The organism is Paenarthrobacter sp. NPDC091669 (genome assembly GCF_044756725.1).
Lineage (GTDB): Bacteria > Actinomycetota > Actinomycetes > Actinomycetales > Micrococcaceae > Arthrobacter > Arthrobacter bambusae_C.
Window position 1 is genome coordinate 448663 of sequence record NZ_JBIVTK010000003.1, and the last position, 16459, is coordinate 465121.

At 62.7% G+C, this 16459-nt stretch carries 16 protein-coding genes; 8 read left to right on the forward strand and 8 right to left on the reverse strand.

Annotated features, from left to right (window positions below; translation table 11 throughout):
- Positions 1 to 43: 43 nt before the first annotated feature.
- The 4 genes from mraZ to ACIQLI_RS07405 form a co-directional block, all read right to left on the reverse strand.
- Positions 44 to 475 (reverse strand): division/cell wall cluster transcriptional repressor MraZ, encoded by a 432-nt coding sequence (gene mraZ / locus ACIQLI_RS07390; RefSeq protein ID WP_026542500.1) that lies wholly within the window; start codon positions 473 to 475, stop codon positions 44 to 46.
- A 438-nt stretch (positions 476 to 913) separates the two neighbouring features.
- A complete protein-coding gene (locus ACIQLI_RS07395) occupies positions 914 to 1282 on the reverse strand; it encodes a DUF3040 domain-containing protein (protein WP_089594493.1) in 369 nt (122 codons plus the stop codon).
- Positions 1283 to 1521: 239 nt separating this feature from the next.
- Complete coding sequence (gene dinB, locus ACIQLI_RS07400) at positions 1522 to 2784, reverse strand: DNA polymerase IV (protein ID WP_400386657.1); 1263 nt, start codon at positions 2782 to 2784, stop codon at positions 1522 to 1524.
- 50 nt (positions 2785 to 2834) lie between these two features.
- A complete protein-coding gene (locus tag ACIQLI_RS07405) occupies positions 2835 to 3152 on the reverse strand; it encodes a hypothetical protein (RefSeq protein ID WP_354232779.1) in 318 nt (105 codons plus the stop codon).
- On the opposite strand from ACIQLI_RS07405, the gene ACIQLI_RS07410 reads away from it, so the two are divergent.
- Positions 3151 to 3441, forward strand: coding sequence for a hypothetical protein (locus tag ACIQLI_RS07410; RefSeq protein WP_400386660.1), 291 nt, complete (start codon positions 3151 to 3153; stop codon positions 3439 to 3441). The two genes, ACIQLI_RS07405 and ACIQLI_RS07410, sit on opposite strands and share 2 nt — an antisense overlap.
- On the forward strand, positions 3438 to 4532 hold the full coding sequence (locus tag ACIQLI_RS07415; protein WP_400386663.1) for a polyprenyl synthetase family protein: 1095 nt from the start codon (positions 3438 to 3440) through the stop codon (positions 4530 to 4532). The genes ACIQLI_RS07410 and ACIQLI_RS07415 overlap by 4 nt, the downstream gene beginning before the upstream one ends.
- A gap of 131 nt (positions 4533 to 4663) precedes the next feature.
- Here the strand turns inward: ACIQLI_RS07415 and ACIQLI_RS07420 are convergent, their stop codons facing one another.
- Positions 4664 to 5017: an Rv2175c family DNA-binding protein gene (locus tag ACIQLI_RS07420; RefSeq protein ID WP_089594489.1), complete on the reverse strand. Its 354-nt coding sequence runs from the start codon at positions 5015 to 5017 to the stop codon at positions 4664 to 4666.
- 254 nt (positions 5018 to 5271) lie between these two features.
- Here ACIQLI_RS07420 and ACIQLI_RS07425 point away from each other — a divergent pair, with 254 nt between their 5' ends.
- On the forward strand, positions 5272 to 6612 hold the full coding sequence (locus ACIQLI_RS07425) for a LysM peptidoglycan-binding domain-containing protein (RefSeq protein ID WP_354232776.1): 1341 nt from the start codon (positions 5272 to 5274) through the stop codon (positions 6610 to 6612).
- An 87-nt stretch (positions 6613 to 6699) separates the two neighbouring features.
- A complete protein-coding gene (pknB, locus tag ACIQLI_RS07430; protein WP_400386667.1) occupies positions 6700 to 8763 on the forward strand; it encodes a Stk1 family PASTA domain-containing Ser/Thr kinase in 2064 nt (687 codons plus the stop codon).
- A 78-nt stretch (positions 8764 to 8841) separates the two neighbouring features.
- On the opposite strand, the gene ACIQLI_RS07435 is transcribed toward pknB, so the two are convergent.
- Both ACIQLI_RS07435 and ACIQLI_RS07440 read right to left on the reverse strand, forming a co-directional pair.
- Positions 8842 to 10245 (reverse strand): class II 3-deoxy-7-phosphoheptulonate synthase, encoded by a 1404-nt coding sequence (locus ACIQLI_RS07435; RefSeq protein ID WP_089594486.1) that lies wholly within the window; start codon positions 10243 to 10245, stop codon positions 8842 to 8844.
- A gap of 66 nt (positions 10246 to 10311) precedes the next feature.
- Complete coding sequence (locus ACIQLI_RS07440) at positions 10312 to 11103, reverse strand: lysophospholipid acyltransferase family protein (protein WP_354232819.1); 792 nt, start codon at positions 11101 to 11103, stop codon at positions 10312 to 10314.
- A 109-nt stretch (positions 11104 to 11212) separates the two neighbouring features.
- Here ACIQLI_RS07440 and ACIQLI_RS07445 point away from each other — a divergent pair, with 109 nt between their 5' ends.
- The 3 genes from ACIQLI_RS07445 to ACIQLI_RS07455 are packed head-to-tail and all read left to right on the forward strand — an operon-like array spanning position 11213 to position 13336.
- On the forward strand, positions 11213 to 12001 hold the full coding sequence (locus ACIQLI_RS07445; RefSeq protein ID WP_400386671.1) for an alpha/beta hydrolase: 789 nt from the start codon (positions 11213 to 11215) through the stop codon (positions 11999 to 12001).
- On the forward strand, positions 11998 to 12801 hold the full coding sequence (locus tag ACIQLI_RS07450; protein WP_400386674.1) for an alpha/beta hydrolase: 804 nt from the start codon (positions 11998 to 12000) through the stop codon (positions 12799 to 12801). The genes ACIQLI_RS07445 and ACIQLI_RS07450 overlap by 4 nt, the downstream gene beginning before the upstream one ends.
- On the forward strand, positions 12788 to 13336 hold the full coding sequence (locus tag ACIQLI_RS07455; protein ID WP_354232772.1) for a hypothetical protein: 549 nt from the start codon (positions 12788 to 12790) through the stop codon (positions 13334 to 13336). The genes ACIQLI_RS07450 and ACIQLI_RS07455 overlap by 14 nt, the downstream gene beginning before the upstream one ends.
- 29 nt (positions 13337 to 13365) lie before the next feature.
- On the opposite strand, the gene ACIQLI_RS07460 is transcribed toward ACIQLI_RS07455, so the two are convergent.
- A complete protein-coding gene (locus ACIQLI_RS07460) occupies positions 13366 to 14424 on the reverse strand; it encodes an ROK family protein (protein ID WP_354232771.1) in 1059 nt (352 codons plus the stop codon).
- A 186-nt stretch (positions 14425 to 14610) separates the two neighbouring features.
- Here ACIQLI_RS07460 and ACIQLI_RS07465 point away from each other — a divergent pair, with 186 nt between their 5' ends.
- Positions 14611 to 16422 (forward strand): long-chain fatty acid--CoA ligase, encoded by a 1812-nt coding sequence (locus tag ACIQLI_RS07465; RefSeq protein WP_354232770.1) that lies wholly within the window; start codon positions 14611 to 14613, stop codon positions 16420 to 16422.
- Positions 16423 to 16459 lie beyond the last annotated feature (37 nt).

Genomic DNA, 16459 nt, shown 5'->3' on the forward strand with positions numbered 1-16459 from the left:
GAGATCCCATTCAAGAAGCGGTACTGCTGCTTCCTCCGACCGGCTAGATGAACCCGGGCAGATTGTCGTCATCCGTTTCCGAGAAGGCTGCTTCCTTCTCGTTGAGGTACTCATTCCAGGCTTCGGCATCCCAGATCTCCGCCCGGGTACCGGCACCGATCACGGCCAGTTCCCTACCGAGGCCTGCATACGCCCGGAGCGCCGGCGGAATCGTCACGCGCCCCTGCTTGTCAGGTACTTCATCAGAGGCTCCGGACAGGAAAACCCGAATGTAGTCACGGGCCTGCTTGGAAGACAGTGGCGCCTCCCGCATCGATTCGTGAATACGTTCGAACTCTTTCTGGCTGAAGACGTAGATGCAGCGTTCCTGGCCCCTGGTAAGGACCAGCCCCTCGGCAAGCTCCTCACGGAACTTGGCGGGAAGGATGATCCTGCCCTTTTCATCGAGACGCGGCGAATGAGTGCCCAGAAACATCTGGCCCCACCGCCCCTCAGTTAAGGTGCCCGTTCATTCCCAACACTGCCACTACCCTCTTATGTGCTCCACTTTACTCCACAAAGCCCCACAGTCAACGCACCATGGGGCGTTTCTCCACCACCTTGAGTTTTCAGATGACCGAAACCGCGCGGCTTTCAGGGCCGTGGCGGAAAGTGGAGGGCGGATGATCCCACCGGTTCGGCGCGTCCATCCCCAGCAAGCAGCCAGGCATCAAATCCCGATATTTGTGCAGCTTGAAGGTGGTGGGTGGTGGAAAGTGGAGACGGGGGTGGGAAGGGGAGGAGGTCCCCACAAACCCTTTTAAACGCAAAAAGACCCGCAGTTTGCGGGTCTTTCGTCACCCCTAGGGACCGTCAGGGGCGCGCGTCAAGCAGGATGGCCGGCAATGCCGGTGGTGGAAAGTGGAACGAACGCTCAGGAATCGTCGCGGCGCCGCTCGTCCCAGCGCTCTTCCAAGCTGCTCATGAAGGAACTCTTGGGTTTGCCCTTCGCGGGCTTGCCTTTGCCGGCTTTGCCAAAGGCTGCTCCGCGCAGCGTGGCGAAGTAAACGCCAGCACCCATGACGACGAAGCCGAGGACACCCACTGGTATCGCCTGCATCGACACTCCCACGAGCAGGAGGAGGATGCCGGCAATGGCGCCGAGCACGCCGATAATCACATGCCGGGTTGACCAACTGCGAATGGGATCCGAGCCCATGGTGCTGGCGAACTTCGGATCGTCCTCATGAAGTTGCTTTTCCAGTTGCTCAAGCAGCTTCTGTTCGTGCTCCGAGAGGGGCATCGCGACCTCCTTTAGTCAGCCAGCGTCTGGACACAACGCATTCTGTGCGTCTGTTTCCAAAACGATCGGACCAAGAAAATCGTTCCCAAAATTCCCTCGTGGTTCAGCGGGCATCTCAGGGCCGACTGTTCAGGAAACAGTTTGTCCAGACGATCTAAATCTCTGTAATAAATAGGATAGTTTGTCCGACGCCGTTCTGAAAGACGCCCGGAGCCCGGCGGGACCAAGCTCACAGCCGATCAGGTGCCTGTGGGAGGTTTTCCCGGTTCCAGGAGCCTTGCAGGAAGCAGGGTCTTGGAACCGAAACGTTCTGAAACGCGGTCCAATGCCTGCTCCGCTGCCCGCCAGTTATCATCCCGGCGATCCAGGCTCAGCTGAAGGGACGTCTGTCCGGCAGGCTCAAGCTGCTCGGCCCGAACCCCTACGAGTCGGACACTCATTGACCGCGGGCCCAGGGACTCCAGCAGTTGCACAGCCACTTGGTAGATCATCTGCGCACTGTCCACCGGGGCGTGGACGGTCCGGCTCCGCGTGACGGTTGAAAAGTCCGAGTACCTCAGCTTCAAGGCGACGGTTCTGGCCAGCATGCCTGAACTGCGCAATCTGCCCGCCGTCCGGTGCGATAGGCGCAGCAGTTCCTTGTGCAACAGGGCATCATCCCCGGTGTCGTTGGAGAACGTCTCCTCGGCTCCGATGCTCTTCTCCAACCTGGTGGGGGTCACCGGTCGAGGATCGACCCCCATGGACAGGCGGTGGACATGTTCGCCGCTGGCACCCAGGACCTTCTTCAAAGAGGCCAAGGGAGTAGCTGCCACATCTGCCACTGTCCGGATGCCAAGCCGGGCGAGCACTTCTCCGGTCTTTCCACCCACACCCCACAATGCGTTGACCGGAAGGCTGTGGAGATAGTCAAGGGTGTCCTCGGCGTTGATCTGCAGGATTCCGTCGGGCTTGCACCGCGTCGACGCGATCTTGGCAACGAACTTGGTGCTTGCGATTCCCACGGATGCAGTGATGCCCAGCTCTGACTGAACCCTGCGCCGGATGAGGTGGCCTATCTCCAAGGGTGAACCGAGCCGGCGAATCGCACCGCCAACATCCAGGAATGCTTCGTCGACGCTGAGGGGTTCCACCAGATCCGTAATGGAGGCAAAGATCTCCATGATCTGGCCTGACACTTCGTAGTACACCGTGTGCCGCGGATTGATGATCACCGCGGAGGGACAGCGCCTCATGGCTATGGACATCGGCATCGCGGACTTTACTCCGGTGGCCCGGGCTTCGTAAGAAGCAGAGAGGACCACTGACCGTTCGGCGGGAAATCCCACAATGACTGGCTTTCCCCGAAGATCCGGCCGGCTGCGGAGTTCAACGGAGACAAAGAACGCGTCCATATCAACGTGAAGTATGCTGGTTCGCCTCAGTTCCCGCAGTGCATTACCAGCGCTGCGGGAGGGCTCATGACCGGCCCCTGGGCCGCTGCCGAATGCTTCCTGCCTCACATCGGCAATACTATGCCCGGCCACTGACTAAACTGGAGGCACAGTCAGGCTCAGCCCACGGAAGGATACCCTGTGAAGCTCTTCGGAACTCCTCGATCGCGAGGGTTTGCCCTGCTCGCAGCAAGTGTCGCCGTAGCGGCTTCGGCATGCACGCCTCCCTCAGGAGGCTCAGCCGCCCCCTCCCCCACAGATGCTTCATCGCAGTCGACACCATCCACGCCTGCAGCGTCGGGGTCCGGTTCCGCCTCGGCGTCTGCGTCAGCACCGGAGACTGCAACGGCCACGGAGTCAGCCACCCCGGCGCCCGGTGCAACGGCAACCGTGAACGCCCTTGTTCCCGGCTTCCCTGAGCAATTGATCCCCGTCATGCCCAAGACATCCGTCCGTTCCAGCAGCTTCGACAAGAGCACCTCACTGGCAACTGTTGCACTGGTCGGAACCGTCAAGGCTCCGCCGGAGGGCGTGGTGGATTACTACAAAGCATCCTTGGAGGCCCAGGGCTTCAAGCTTGTCCCTGGCCCTGCGGCCGTGGGCAACGTCACCTCACTGGACTTCATCAGGGGCGATGGCGAGACCGTGAACGTATCAATACGGCAGAAGGAAGGCGTATCCACGTTCACCATTGGCGCCAATGTGGCGTCGGGATCCATCAAGTGACGGCACTCTCCCAGGTGGCATCCGAACAGACCGGGTTCATCAACGGCGTTGCAGGCAAGCTGGGAGACTTTCTGTCAGTGCAACAGGAAGTCATGGCTACGGTGTCCCCGGACGTCGAACCGCTGATCGGCTCAATATCCAACCTGGTCACTGGTGGCAAACGCCTCCGTGCGCTGATGTGCTACTGGGGCTGGAGGGGCGCAGGCGGTGAAGCCGGAGACCCTGACATCGTTACTGCCGGATGCGCGCTGGAACTGTTCCAGGCAGCGGCGCTGATCCATGACGACATCATTGACCGATCCGATACCCGCCGCGGTGGACCCAGCGTGCACAAACGCTTCAGCCAACTCCATAAAATGAATGGTTGGGCTCTGGACAGCGGGCGCTTTGGGGATGCCGCTGCCATTCTGACCGGAGACCTTTGCTTGTCCTTCAGCGAGGAGTCCTTTACCGAAATCGGAGTGCGGGCCGCCGCGGGAACCCCCGCGCGCCGCATTTTCAATGTCATGAGGGCCGAGGTCATGGCGGGCCAATACCTCGACATTCTTGAAGAGGTGGCCGGCCCTGTTCGTGACCGGGCGGGCTCGGTGGATCGCGCACAATCGATCATCCGGTACAAATCAGCAAAGTACTCCACTGAACATCCGCTGGCATTGGGCGGAGCGCTTGCCGGCGCCCCCGCGGGGCTGCTGAAGAACTACTCAGAGTTTTCCTTGCCGCTCGGCGAGGCATTCCAAATGCGGGACGACGTCCTTGGAGTCTTTGGCGATCCCGAAACCACCGGCAAACCGGCTGGCGATGACTTGTTGGAAGGCAAGCGCACCGTGCTTGTTGGATTTGCCTTGAACCAGGCAACCGCCGACGAAGCGGAATACCTTGATCGCATGCTGGGTAATCCGGACCTTGGCGAAGACGATGTAGCCCATATCCGCCGCATCATGGTGCACTGCGGTGCTTTGGATGCCACGGAGTCGCGGATTGCCGAGCTGAGCAACCAGGCTTTTGAAGCGTTGGAACAACTGCCACTCGATGACGTGCCGCTCACAGCCTTGAGGCAGTTGGCGGAGGCCGCCGTCAGCCGCGCAGCATAACGCGCAGCCTCAGCTGGGTGGTTCAGCCAGTGGTGACCGGCTCCGGGAGGACATGACGCGACGACGGCGGTGGAACCCGCCGTCGTCGTCGTTTTAATTCAGTTCCGGGTTTTTCAGCCGGGGAGGCACCTTTACCAGGCGAGAGACTGGGCGCGACGCCTGATTTCAGTTTTCCGTCCCTCGCGCAGGGCGTCGATGGGACGGCCCCGCAGTGATTCATCCGGGGTGAAGAGCCAGATGATCAACTCTGCGTCGTTGTAGCCGGCATCGCTGAGAACCGCGATGGTTCCCTTCAAGCTGTCTACAACATGCCCATCCTGAAGAAACAAGGCCGGGACGGAGCGGATATTCCGCTCTCCCCGCCTGATGGCTACCAGCGCACGCTCATCAAGGAGTCCGTGGACTTTGGTGATGGAAACTTCCAGCAGCTCGGCGACATCCGGCAGCGGGAGCCAGTCGGAAACAAGGCTTTCTACATTACTCACGGAACAAGGTTGCCACGCCGCACTGCCCGGCGCCTAGCCGGGGTTCGACGACGGCACCCGGCCGCCGCCTTTAAGTCGCCATTTCTTGGCAATAATTCGGTATCCATAATCCCGTACGACAGGAATTGTTGTGTCGATTGAATAAGTGTGAGAGATTCACACTGATCACACTTGCACCATTGATAACATCAGTAACATTGGCAACACTGACAACAGCGCCACCCAACACCCCGCTGTTGAGATGAGGACACTTCATGACGACGCCCCGCTCGCCGAAACGAACCATGAGCATGCCGGTTATTGCGGCAACCACGGCTGCGCTTCCCGCCGTGGTCTTGTCCTCGCTTGCCCTGGCCCAGCCGTCCATGGCTTCCCCGGCACCCCAGCCCCGCAAAGTCCCTGCCACACTTGCTGCAGCAATGAAGGCGCAAGCCGTCAATGCCGGCACCGTCATCCCCGCACAGGCTGTGGCGGCCACGCTGCCCGCAGCCCTGCGCCCCATGGCCCCTTCGGTTCCGGATACTTACACGATCGTTCGTGGCGATACCATCAGCGCGATCGCCCGCCGCTTCAACCTGGACACCAATGCAGTCCTCCAGCTGAATAAGCTTTCGGCCACCACGTTGATCTACCCGGGCCAGACCATCAAGCTCACGGGCACCGCCACGAGCACGCCCGCCCAGCCCTCCGCGCCGGCGGCCCCGAGCGCCCCTGGCAACGCCGGCATCTACACAGTGGTTTCCGGTGACACCCTGGGCGCGATTGCCGCCAAGCATGGCGTACCCCTGTCAAGCATTTTCAGCTGGAACAACCTCAATGGAAGCTCCATCATCTATCCGGGCCAGAAGATCAAGGTCAGCGGCGGCTCTGCGCCCTCCACGCCCGCTGCCCCCGCGCCTGCCCCGGCGCCCGCGCCTGCCCCCTCGGCAAGCACAGGTTCCTACACCATCAAGGCCGGCGATACACTCAGCTCCATCGCCTCGCGCCACGGCGTTTCACTGAGCGCGCTGATGACCGCCAACAAGGTGTCTGCAACCACAGTCATCTACCCGGGCCAGAAGCTCACCATCCCCGGACCCGGACTTCAGCCGGCCGGCGAGACCAAGCCGCTGGTTCCCAGCACCTTCCTGGGCTTCACCTACCCGGCGGCCGTGGTGAGCTCGGCCAACGAGAACAAGGCCCTCCTCAACGCTTCCCCGGTGCCCAGCCGCGCCGAAATGAAGAGCATCGTGGCAGATACGGCCAGGCGCATGGGCGTCAGCCCCTCCCTGGCGCTTGCTTTCGCGGAACAGGAATCCGGCTTTGACCAGCGGGCTGTATCACCTGCCAACGCCATCGGCACCATGCAGGTCATTCCGTCGTCCGGCCAGTGGGCCTCGGACCTGGTGGGCCGCAAGCTGAACCTTCTGGACCCCTACGACAACGCCACGGCAGGTGTCGCCATCATCCGCGCACTGATCGCCACCAGCAAGGACCTGGACACCGCGATTGCCGGTTACTACCAGGGCCAGTACTCGGTCAGCAAGTACGGCATGTACGACGACACCAAGCGTTACGTTGAATCGATCAAGGCCCGCCAGCGCACTTTCGGCTAGGCTTCAGCAGCACCTCGGAAGGGGCCCGGATCCCATTGGCCAGCCCAATGTGGATTCGGGCCCCTTCCCTGTCTCGTTTAGGATCGTATGGTGCAAGAACCAACGCAGGACCACTTCATTGGGACCATGGTGGACGGCCGGTACCTGGTCCGTTCCCGCCTCGCCAAGGGCGGAATGTCCACCGTCTACCTGGCCACGGACCAGCGCCTTGAACGCGACGTGGCCCTCAAAGTCCTGCACCCACACCTGGCAAACGATCCCACCTTCCTGCAGCGGCTGAGCCGCGAAGCAAAAGCCGCCGCCAGCCTTTCCCACCCCCACATTGTGGGCGTTTTGGACCAAGGCGAAGACGGACACGTCGCCTACCTGGTGATGGAATTCGTCAAGGGCCACACCCTCCGCGACGTCCTCACCGAGCAAGGCGCCCTGGCACCGAGGCTTGCCTTGGCACTGATCGATCCTGTCATCGAAGGACTGGCCGCTGCCCATAGCTCCGGCTTGATCCACCGGGACATCAAGCCCGAGAACGTCCTCATCGCCGACGACGGCCGTATCAAAGTGGGTGATTTTGGCCTGGCCCGGGCGGTCTCAGCCAACACCAGCACCGGCGCCCTGATCGGCACCGTGGCTTACCTGGCTCCCGAACTGGTTCTGGGGCAACCTGCAGATGCCCGGAGCGACATCTACTCGGCGGGCATCATGCTCTACGAAATGCTAACCGGCAAGCAGCCCTACGACGGCGACTCCCCCATTCAGGTGGCGTACCAGCACGTCAACGCGGTGGTGGGACGCCCCTCGGACATTGTTCCCGGACTGGCCGAAGACCTTGACGAACTGGTTCAATGGTGCACGTCAACAGATGCAGAGAACAGGCCTGTGGACGGCACTGCCCTCCTGGCCGAACTCCGCCACATCCGAACCACGCTGACCGACCAACAGTTGGACCACCGGCAAGGCCCGGGACCCAACCCCTACCCCGCCGCGTCCGCAACCACCGCGCTGGGTGGCGGCGCCGGCAGTCCCACGGAAGCGCTGCCAACCACGGCCTCACCTACCGAGTTCATCAGCCACCAGAGCAACCCGACCACCATCATGGCCGCCGGTGGTTCTGCTGTTCAGCACTCCAGGGCAGCGTCAGGCGGGGATGTCGAGCAGGATCTTCGCCAACCGGGTAAGCGTGAGCTGAAGAGGCTCGAGAGGCAACAGACCAAAGACCGCGCACGCGCTGCCGCAACCCCTGTCCGCCCCCTCAGGGAAGGCAATCCCCGCCGTCGTGGCGTGATCTGGACCATCGTGATCATCATCCTGGCGATGCTCGCGGCCGCAGCCGGGTGGTTCTTCGGCATGGGGCCGGGATCACCCGGGACCGTACCCGACGTCAAAAACAAGACTGTTGCCGAGGCACAACAACTCCTCCGTACTGCTGGCTTCCAATCGGAGCCACGAGACGTCTTCGACGACGACATCCTGGCCGGACTCGCGGTCGGAACTGAGCCCGAATCCGGCGCCGAAGTACGGAAGTTCCAGCCCATCACCCTTTTCGTTTCCAAGGGGGCCCAACTCTTCCCCTTGCCCGATTTGACCGGCGGCACCCTGGACGAGGCCAAGACGGCACTCAATGCCGCGGAAATGGCCTTGGGGAACGTCACCGAAGCCTTTGACGAGAAAGTACCTGCCGGCGTCGTGATTGCCCAGGACCCGGCCAAGGGCACTGAAGTACGGCACGGTACGCCTGTGGCCCTGGAAGTTTCCAAGGGCCCTCAGCCGATTCCTGTGCCGGACGTCCGCGGCAAGGCCCAGGACGCCGCAGTCAAGGCCCTCCAGGACGCCGGGCTCAAAGCAGTGATCGCTCCGGAGACCGTCAATGACAGGTCGGTCCCCAAGGGCGCAGTGGTCTCCCAGACGCCGGCCAACGGCACCCTCATCCGGGGCGAAGCCGTGACGCTGACCGTGTCCAAGGGGCCCAAGATGGTGAAGGTTCCCAGCTTCATTGGCAAACAGGCCGATGAGGCTGAGAAGGAGTTGAAGAAGCTGGGTTTCAAGGTGGAGATCAACAAGATCCTCGGCGGCTTCTTCGGCACCGTCCGTGACCAAAGCCCCGTCAATACTGAAGTGCCGGAAGATTCCGTTGTTACCCTGACTGTCGTCTAGCGGCCCGCTCCAATCAGCTGAAGACAGCAAAAAGGCGCGGTCCGGATTCATCCGGACCGCGCCTTTTTTGCTGCTTGCCTACTGCTTGGAGAGGGCTCCTGCCACCAGGAAGGCCATCTCGAGGGACTGCATGTGGTTGAGGCGGGGATCGCACACTGACTCGTAGCGGTCCAGGAAAGCGTCCTGGTCGATGGGATCAGCACCGCCCAGGCACTCAGCGACGTCGTCGCCGGTCATTTCGACGTGAAGGCCGCCGGGGACGGTACCCAACGAGTGGTGGACCTCGAAGAAGCCACGGACCTCATCGATGACGTCGTCGAAGTTGCGGGTCTTGTAGCCGTTCGGTGACGTGACAGTGTTGCCGTGCATGGGATCGGTGACCCACAGCACCTGCGCCCCTGAGGCGGTGACGCGCTCGACGACAGCTGGCAGCTTTTCGCGGATGTTCGTAGCGCCCATGCGCGTAATGAACGTCAGGCGGCCCGGTTCCCGGTTGGGGTCCAGTTTGTCGATCAGGCGCAAAGCATCGTCACCGCTGGTGGTGGGCCCAAGCTTGACGCCGATCGGGTTCCGCACGCGGGAGAGGAAGTCGACATGCGCGTGGTCCAGTTCACGGGTCCGCTCGCCGATCCACAGGAAGTGTGAGGAGGTGTCGTAGGGCAGGCCCGTGCGTGAGTCGATGCGGGTCAGGGCACGCTCATAGTCGAGCAGCAACGCTTCGTGGCTGGCAAAGAACTCGACCCGCTTCAGTGCCTCGAAGTCGGCACCACAAGAGTCCATGAAGCTGATGGCACGGTCAATATCGCGTGCCAGCGACTCATAGCGGGCGTGCGCCGGGTTTTCCGTGAAGCCCTTGTTCCACTGGTGAACGAGTCGCAGGTCCGCGAAGCCACCCTGGGTGAACGCACGGATGAGGTTCAGGGTGGAAGCAGAGGTGTGGTACGCCTTCAGCATGCGGCCGGCGTCATGGGCGCGGGACTCCGGGGTGAAGTCGTAGCCATTGACGATGTCGCCGCGGTAGGCGGGAAGCGTCACGCCGTCACGGGTCTCATCGTTGGACGAGCGCGGCTTGGCAAACTGGCCGGCCATGCGGCCCATCTTGATGACGGGCATGGCAGCACCGTAGGTAAGCACCACTGCCATCTGCAGGATGGTCTTCACGCGGGCGCTGATCTTGTCCGCGGTGGCGGCCTCAAACGTCTCAGCGCAATCGCCGCCCTGCAGGAGGAAAGCCTTGCCCTGTGCCGCAGCTGCCAGTCGCTCCCGGAGAACGTCCACTTCCCCGGCGAAAACCAGCGGCGGCACCACGGAAAGCTCCTTGACCGAAGCCTCGAAAACGCCGGCGTCGGACCAAGTGGGCTGCTGGGAGATCGGCAGGTCCCGCCAGGCGTCGAGCCCGGGATAGTTTGCTGCCCCGCTTTGGGCGGTGCTGGCGAGGGGATCTGCTGTGGAGGATGCGGTGTTCGCGGTTAGCTCAGTCACCCTTCAAGAGTAGTAGCCTCCGGCAAGGTTGCGGGACAGAGGGCGTAACCGATGCGGCTGCCCGCGTCACAGTTTCCGGGATGTTCCGTCCCCGCCGGCTCCAGGTTCATCCCTGTCCTCCGCAATGTCTTCGGTGGCCTCCTCTGTGACCTCGAGCTGGTGGACAGGCTCCGGGCCCTTGCCGGCCAACTGCGCCTTGACCACGGCGGCATACTCATCAACGTATTCCTGGCCGGAGAGACGCATCAAGGCGTACATGATTTCGTCCGTCACTGCCCGCTGGATCAGGCGGTCGTCCTCCATGCCGTAGTAGCGGCTGAAGTCCAGGGGTTGTCCAAAGATGATGCCAACCCGGCGGATACTGGGTAGCCGCTTACCGATGGGCTGGACTTTCTCCGTCCCGATCATGGCGACCGGCACCACGGGGACCCGCGTTTGCAGGGCGAGCCGCGCTACACCCACCTTGCCGCGGTAGAGCCGGGCGTCAGGGCTGCGGGTGCCTTCCGGGTAGATTCCCAACAGGCCCCCGGAGGCGAGGACGTCCTTGCCTGCCTGCAGCGACATCTCGGATGCCGCCCCTCCGGAACGGTCCATGGGGAGCTGGTTGCTCAGCCTGAAGAACAGCGCCGTGAGCCGCCCCTTGAAGCCTTTGCCGGTGAAGTACTCGGACTTGGCCAGGAAGATCACCGGCCGGTGCACCATCAGAGGCAGGAAGATGGAGTCCGAAAAGGACAGGTGGTTGGACGCCAGGATTGCGGCGCCGCTTTCAGGGACGTTGTCCAAGCCCTTGACCCATGGCCTGAACAGGAGTTTGAGGATGGGACCCAGGAAGATCCTTTTCATGACCCAATAGAACACGGTTGTCCTCTCACGGCCGACGGTTGGCATGCTTCCGGCAACCCGGCGGGCACTCAACTGCAACCCTACTCCAGTGAGAAATGTCCGGAACAGTGACACGATGGGACACATGACGGAACGCCACACACCTGCAGCGCCGCTTGCCTTCCACCATGCCGGGCACGGACCCAATGCCAGCACCGGAGTTTCCATCTGCCACGGATTCACCGGTAGTCCGCTCAGTGTCCTCCCGTGGGCGGAGTACTTGGCCGAGCAAGGATTCGCCGTTTCAGTACCACTGCTGCCCGGTCACGGAACCACGTGGCAGGACCTGGCAACAACGCGGTGGCAGGACTGGTACCGGACTTTTGAGCAGAGTTACCTGGACTTGGCGGGGCAGACTGAAAAGTGTTTCGTGGCGGGATTGTCAATGGGCGGCGCTGTGGCACTGCGGGTGGCTTCCCTGCATGATGTTCCCGGGCTGGTCCTGGTCAATCCGGGCTTGAGCTTCTATGACCGCCGCGTGAGGTACGTAGCTGCACTGAAATACGTCATGCCCACCACTACACCCATCGTCGAAGACAAACCGGCTCCGGTCTCCACCCAGGATGGCGACTACTCCAAGACGCCCCTGAAGTCAGTCCATGAACTGAAGAAGCTCTTTCGGGCGGCCACTCTCGGATTGCCCAAGGTGCAGGCTCCGGCCTTGGTTTTCAAGTCCTCCGTGGACGAGGTGGTCCCGCCCAGTTCTGTAGCGGCCATTGAGCGCCACATCGCGTCCTCCCGATTGAAAGTGGTGACGCTTCCGCACAGCGGCCATGTGGCCACACTGGATGTTGACGCACCCACCATTTTCGAAGAATCAGCCAGGTTTTTCCGTCAGCACGCCGGGGACAGAGTAGCCTCGGAGTCATCATGAACATGCTTCCGGATTTCTCGCCGTTCCTCAGCAGTTGGAACGGGACAGGCCCCCGCGTGGGTGTCGTCATGTCCCACGGTTTTACCGGCAGTCCGCACAGTGTCAGGCCATGGGCCGAGCATCTGGCGGCGGCCGGTTATGCTGTCAGGCTGCCCTTGTTGCCCGGGCACGGCACCACGTGGCAGGACATGGCCACCCGGTCCTGGCAGGAGTGGCACCGGGCAGTGGATGACGCCTACCTTGAACTGGCCGCCGAGTGCGATTACGTCTTCAGCGCCGGCCTGTCCATGGGTGGCACCCTGGCGCTGCGCATCGCGGCGACGCGTCCGGTGGCAGGAACCGTGGTGGTCAATCCCGGCTTGGTCCTCGATGATCCACGGGCAGTCATTGTCGCTGCGCTTAAGTACGTGGTGAAGACAACGCCGGCCATTGCCAACGACATCCTCAAACCGGACCAGAATGAAGGCGCCTACGCCCGCACACCTGTTGCCGCAGCGCACCAATTGAAGAAGATGTACAAGGACACTGCAGCGAACCTGCCCCGCATCCACTCCCCTGTCCGGGTCTACAAATCCACCGTGGACAACGTGATCTCAGAAGCGAGCCTGAATTTCCTGCGCGCCCGGGTCAACGCACCGGTAGACGTCAGATACCTCAGCAACAGCTACCACGTGGCTACTCTCGACAACGATGCCCCGGAGATCTTCGCGGGTACCGTGGACTTCATTCAACAAACCGTAGCAACCCTGGCCGGACACGGGCCCTCCCCCGAAAAGGACACTGCCCATGAACAGGCCTGATGCCAACTCTGCCGATCAGAGCGCCAACAAGGACGACGACGCCGTGTGGCTGGATCTGGTGGCCCGGTTGGAGGGGACAGGAGCCTCCGCCGCCGGGAGCCCGCCGTCGGCCGGTCCCCTGGACCCGGCTCCCGGCGACGCCGGGGGGCCACAGCGTGGGTCCAACAAGGCCTTCAAGGATTTCGACCCCCTGGGATTGACCACGCCGCCCGCCGAAGCGGCCGCGGTTCCCGAGCCTTCCGAAGGTGCCGGCCGCCCCTTGGGGCCACGTGACTTCGAGGTAGGGGACGACGACGATGACGCCTTCGTTCCCGAGGAGCCTCCGAGCCTTGCCGGCACGGAGCCGTTGACCATGCTGGCGTGGGTTGGTGCAGTGGGAGGGCCCATCGCGCTGCTCTTCACCGCAATGTTCTGGCGGTCCGCTCCCCTTGTTGCGATCCTGGGAATTGTTGCAGCTTTCGTGGCGTCGGTGGTGTTCCTCATCATGCGGCTTCCGCAGGAAAAGAATGAGGACGACGACGGCGCCCGCATCTAGGTGCCGACGCCCCCTCTCCGGCGAACAGCTTAGCTGTGGGCGCGTCCGCTGACACGTGAAAGGTCCGCGGCGCCGATCATGCCGGCACGGGGACCGAGGGCCGCGAGCGCAATCCCCGCCATGGGTCGGAACCCCCTGCCGGTGAGGTTCTTCGCGAACGACTCCCGGGCCGGTCCGGCCAGCAATTCCCCGGCATCGCAAAGTCCCCCGCCGATCACGAACATCCCGGGGTCAAGGGCAGCGGCCAGGTTGGCCAATCCCAATCCCAGCCATTCGCCCTGATCTGCAAGAAGTTCGCGGGATGTCGCATCACCCTCCAGTGCCAACGCCGTGACTGCTGCCCCTGTGAGGTTCTCTGCAGTTCCGCCGGCCTTTTCCAACAGAGCCCGGCCCTCCGGTGAGTTGGTCCGGACAAGTTGGCGGGCCTCGCGCCCCAAGGCGTTGCCGGAGGCGTACTGCTCCCAGCACCCGCGGTTCCCGCATTCGCAACGGTGTCCGCCAGGGAAGATGATCTGGTGTCCGAATTCTCCGGCCACGCCGTAACGTCCTCGTTCCACCCGGCCATCCATGACCATGGCCCCGCCAATGCCCGTGCCCAACGTCACGCATACCAGGCGGCTTTCGCCCTGGCCGGCACCGAAGCGCCACTCGGCCCAGGCGGCGGCATCGGCGTCGTTCGTCAGGAGGACCGGACGCCGCAGCAGCTTCTGCAGGCTGGCCCGGAGGGGCTCATTGCGCCAGGCAAGGTGCGGGCTGAACAGCACAGTCCCGCCGTCGAGATCCATCCATCCCGCTGCGCCGATTCCGACGGAAGCCACGCGGTGCTCGGCGCTGAGTTCGTCCACCAGCTCCACGATGGTCTGTTCGACTGCCCGGGGGTCGGCACCGGGAGTGGACCTGCGGGCTTCGGCGAGGACCCGCCCTTCGGCATCCACCACGCCGGCCGCAACCTTGGTGCCGCCGATGTCTATTCCAATTGCCAGGCCGCGACGGCCCAAATGGCTGCGGCGGGCAGCCCACGGCACGTCCTTCCATGCTGAGGCCGGTGGCTTGGGTCTGGCACGAAAAGAGGACCGTAGTGCGGGCATCCCATCATCATATTCCGCTGGACTGCGGGCCCCTGCATCGGCGGGTCGACGGGGCCCCGAGTTGCTTGAAATGACGGGGCATCCGTAAAGTTACTCGCCAGTAGGTGAAATAGGACACACCTCCGCGAGCGGGCATACTAGAGTGAAAGCAGCCCCTCGTGGCCCGTGGATATCAAAGGAGCTACCGTGCGTGAAATCAGTGTTCCTCCCCTCGTCAACATCGCCCCGGAAACCAACATCACGGACTTCGTGATCCGGGAAGCAGAAAAGGCGTCAAACCCAGCGTTGTTCTCCAAGCTGGACAGCAATGGGCAGTGGCAGGACATCCGGGCCACGGACTTCCTCGCTGATGTCAGGGCCCTGGCAAAGGGCCTGATTGCCAGCGGCGTGGCCACCGGCGACCGGGTGGGCATCATGTCCCGGACCCGTTACGAATGGTCCTTGGTGGACTTCGCCATCTGGTTCGCCGGAGCAGTCTCGGTCCCAATCTATGAAACGTCATCTCCCTCCCAGGTGGCCTGGAACCTGGGGGACTCAGGTGCGGTGGCAGCGTTCGGCGAAGCAGCACACCACGAGGACGTCATACGCCAGGCAGTAGCAGCCGAGGACATCAGCTCGGTGGCCCACGTCTGGCAGCTTGAGGGTGCGGGCCTGGATGCCCTGCGGGCAGCCGGGGCAGGCGTACCCGACGACGAACTCGAGTCCCGCCGCTCCTCCGCGGGCCTGGCCGACCTCGCCACCATCATCTACACCTCCGGCACCACCGGCAGGCCCAAGGGCTGCGAATTGACCCACGGCAACTTTGTGGAGCTCTCCGAGAATGCCCGCGCGTCCCTTCCCGAGATCATCAATGAGTCGGGAAAGACCATTATGTTCCTGCCCCTGGCCCACGTCTTTGCACGGTTCATCTCCGTGCTTGCCGTGGCGGGCGGCGTCCAGGTAGCCCACACCCCGGACATCAAGAACCTGCTGGCCGACCTCCAAAGCTTCCAACCAACGTTCATCCTTGCCGTGCCCCGTGTCTTCGAGAAGGTGTACAACTCGGCATTGACCAAGGCTGAAGACGGCGGCAAGGGTGCCATCTTCCACCGCGCCGTGGACACCGCGATCGCCTACTCCAAAGCCCGCGAGGCAGGTTCGCTGGGCCTCGGCCTGAAGATCAAGCACGCAGTGTTCGACAAATTGGTTTACGGCAAACTCCGCGCGGCCATGGGTGGGCAGGTGGCCCACGCTGTGTCGGGCGGCGGCCCCCTGGGTGAACGCCTTGGCCACTTCTTCCAGGGCATTGGCCTGCAGATCCTGGAAGGTTACGGACTGACCGAAACAACCGCGCCCATCTCCGTCAATACGCCTTCCATGATCAGGATTGGCACCGTTGGGGCTCCCCTGCCCGGGAACTCCGTCAAGATTGCCGACGACGGCGAAATCCTCGCCAAGGGAGTCTGCGTCATGCGCGGCTACTACAAGCGCGAAGACCTCACGGAAGAGACCTTCGCCGACGGTTGGTTCCGCACCGGCGATATTGGCGAGTTGGACAGCAACGGATTCCTCAAGATCACTGGCCGCAAGAAGGAAATCATCGTGACGGCCGGCGGCAAGAACGTGGTTCCCGCGTTGCTTGAGGACCAGATCCGCGCTGATGCACTGGTCTCCCAGGTTTTGGTGGTGGGAGACAACCGCCCCTTCATCGGCGCTCTGGTCACCCTCGATGAGGAAGCCCTCCCGGGCTGGTTGGAACGCCACGGGCTGCCATCCAGCACGTCGCTGGGCGAGGCCGCAGACCACGCAGTAGTGAAAGCTGCGGTTCAGGAACTCATCAGCAAGGCCAACCAGTCAGTGTCCCAGGCTGAGGCCATCAAGTCTTTCCGGATTGTTCCGGCGGACTTTACGGAAGCCTCAGGGCACCTCACACCGTCCCTCAAGGTCAAGCGGGCACAGGTCATGAAGGACTTCAACGCCGTGATCGAGGAAATGTACTCGGCTCCTCGCGCTTCCTAGAGAACCACGACAAAAAAGTACCCCGTCCGGACATTTC

Coding starts and splice junctions, on each gene's coding strand:
- mraZ (WP_026542500.1), bottom strand. CDS start 475: ATGTTTCTGGGCACTCATTCGCCGCGTCTCGATGAAAAGGGCAGGATC.
- ACIQLI_RS07395 (WP_089594493.1), bottom strand. CDS start 1,282: ATGCCCCTCTCGGAGCACGAACAGAAGCTGCTTGAGCAACTGGAAAAG.
- ACIQLI_RS07410 (WP_400386660.1), top strand. CDS start 3,151: ATGCCCAAGACATCCGTCCGTTCCAGCAGCTTCGACAAGAGCACCTCA.
- ACIQLI_RS07405 (WP_354232779.1), bottom strand. CDS start 3,152: ATGACGGGGATCAATTGCTCAGGGAAGCCGGGAACAAGGGCGTTCACG.
- ACIQLI_RS07425 (WP_354232776.1), top strand. CDS start 5,272: ATGACGACGCCCCGCTCGCCGAAACGAACCATGAGCATGCCGGTTATT.
- pknB (WP_400386667.1), top strand. CDS start 6,700: ATGGTGCAAGAACCAACGCAGGACCACTTCATTGGGACCATGGTGGAC.
- ACIQLI_RS07445 (WP_400386671.1), top strand. CDS start 11,213: ATGACGGAACGCCACACACCTGCAGCGCCGCTTGCCTTCCACCATGCC.
- ACIQLI_RS07450 (WP_400386674.1), top strand. CDS start 11,998: ATGAACATGCTTCCGGATTTCTCGCCGTTCCTCAGCAGTTGGAACGGG.
- ACIQLI_RS07455 (WP_354232772.1), top strand. CDS start 12,788: ATGAACAGGCCTGATGCCAACTCTGCCGATCAGAGCGCCAACAAGGAC.
- ACIQLI_RS07460 (WP_354232771.1), bottom strand. CDS start 14,424: ATGCCCGCACTACGGTCCTCTTTTCGTGCCAGACCCAAGCCACCGGCC.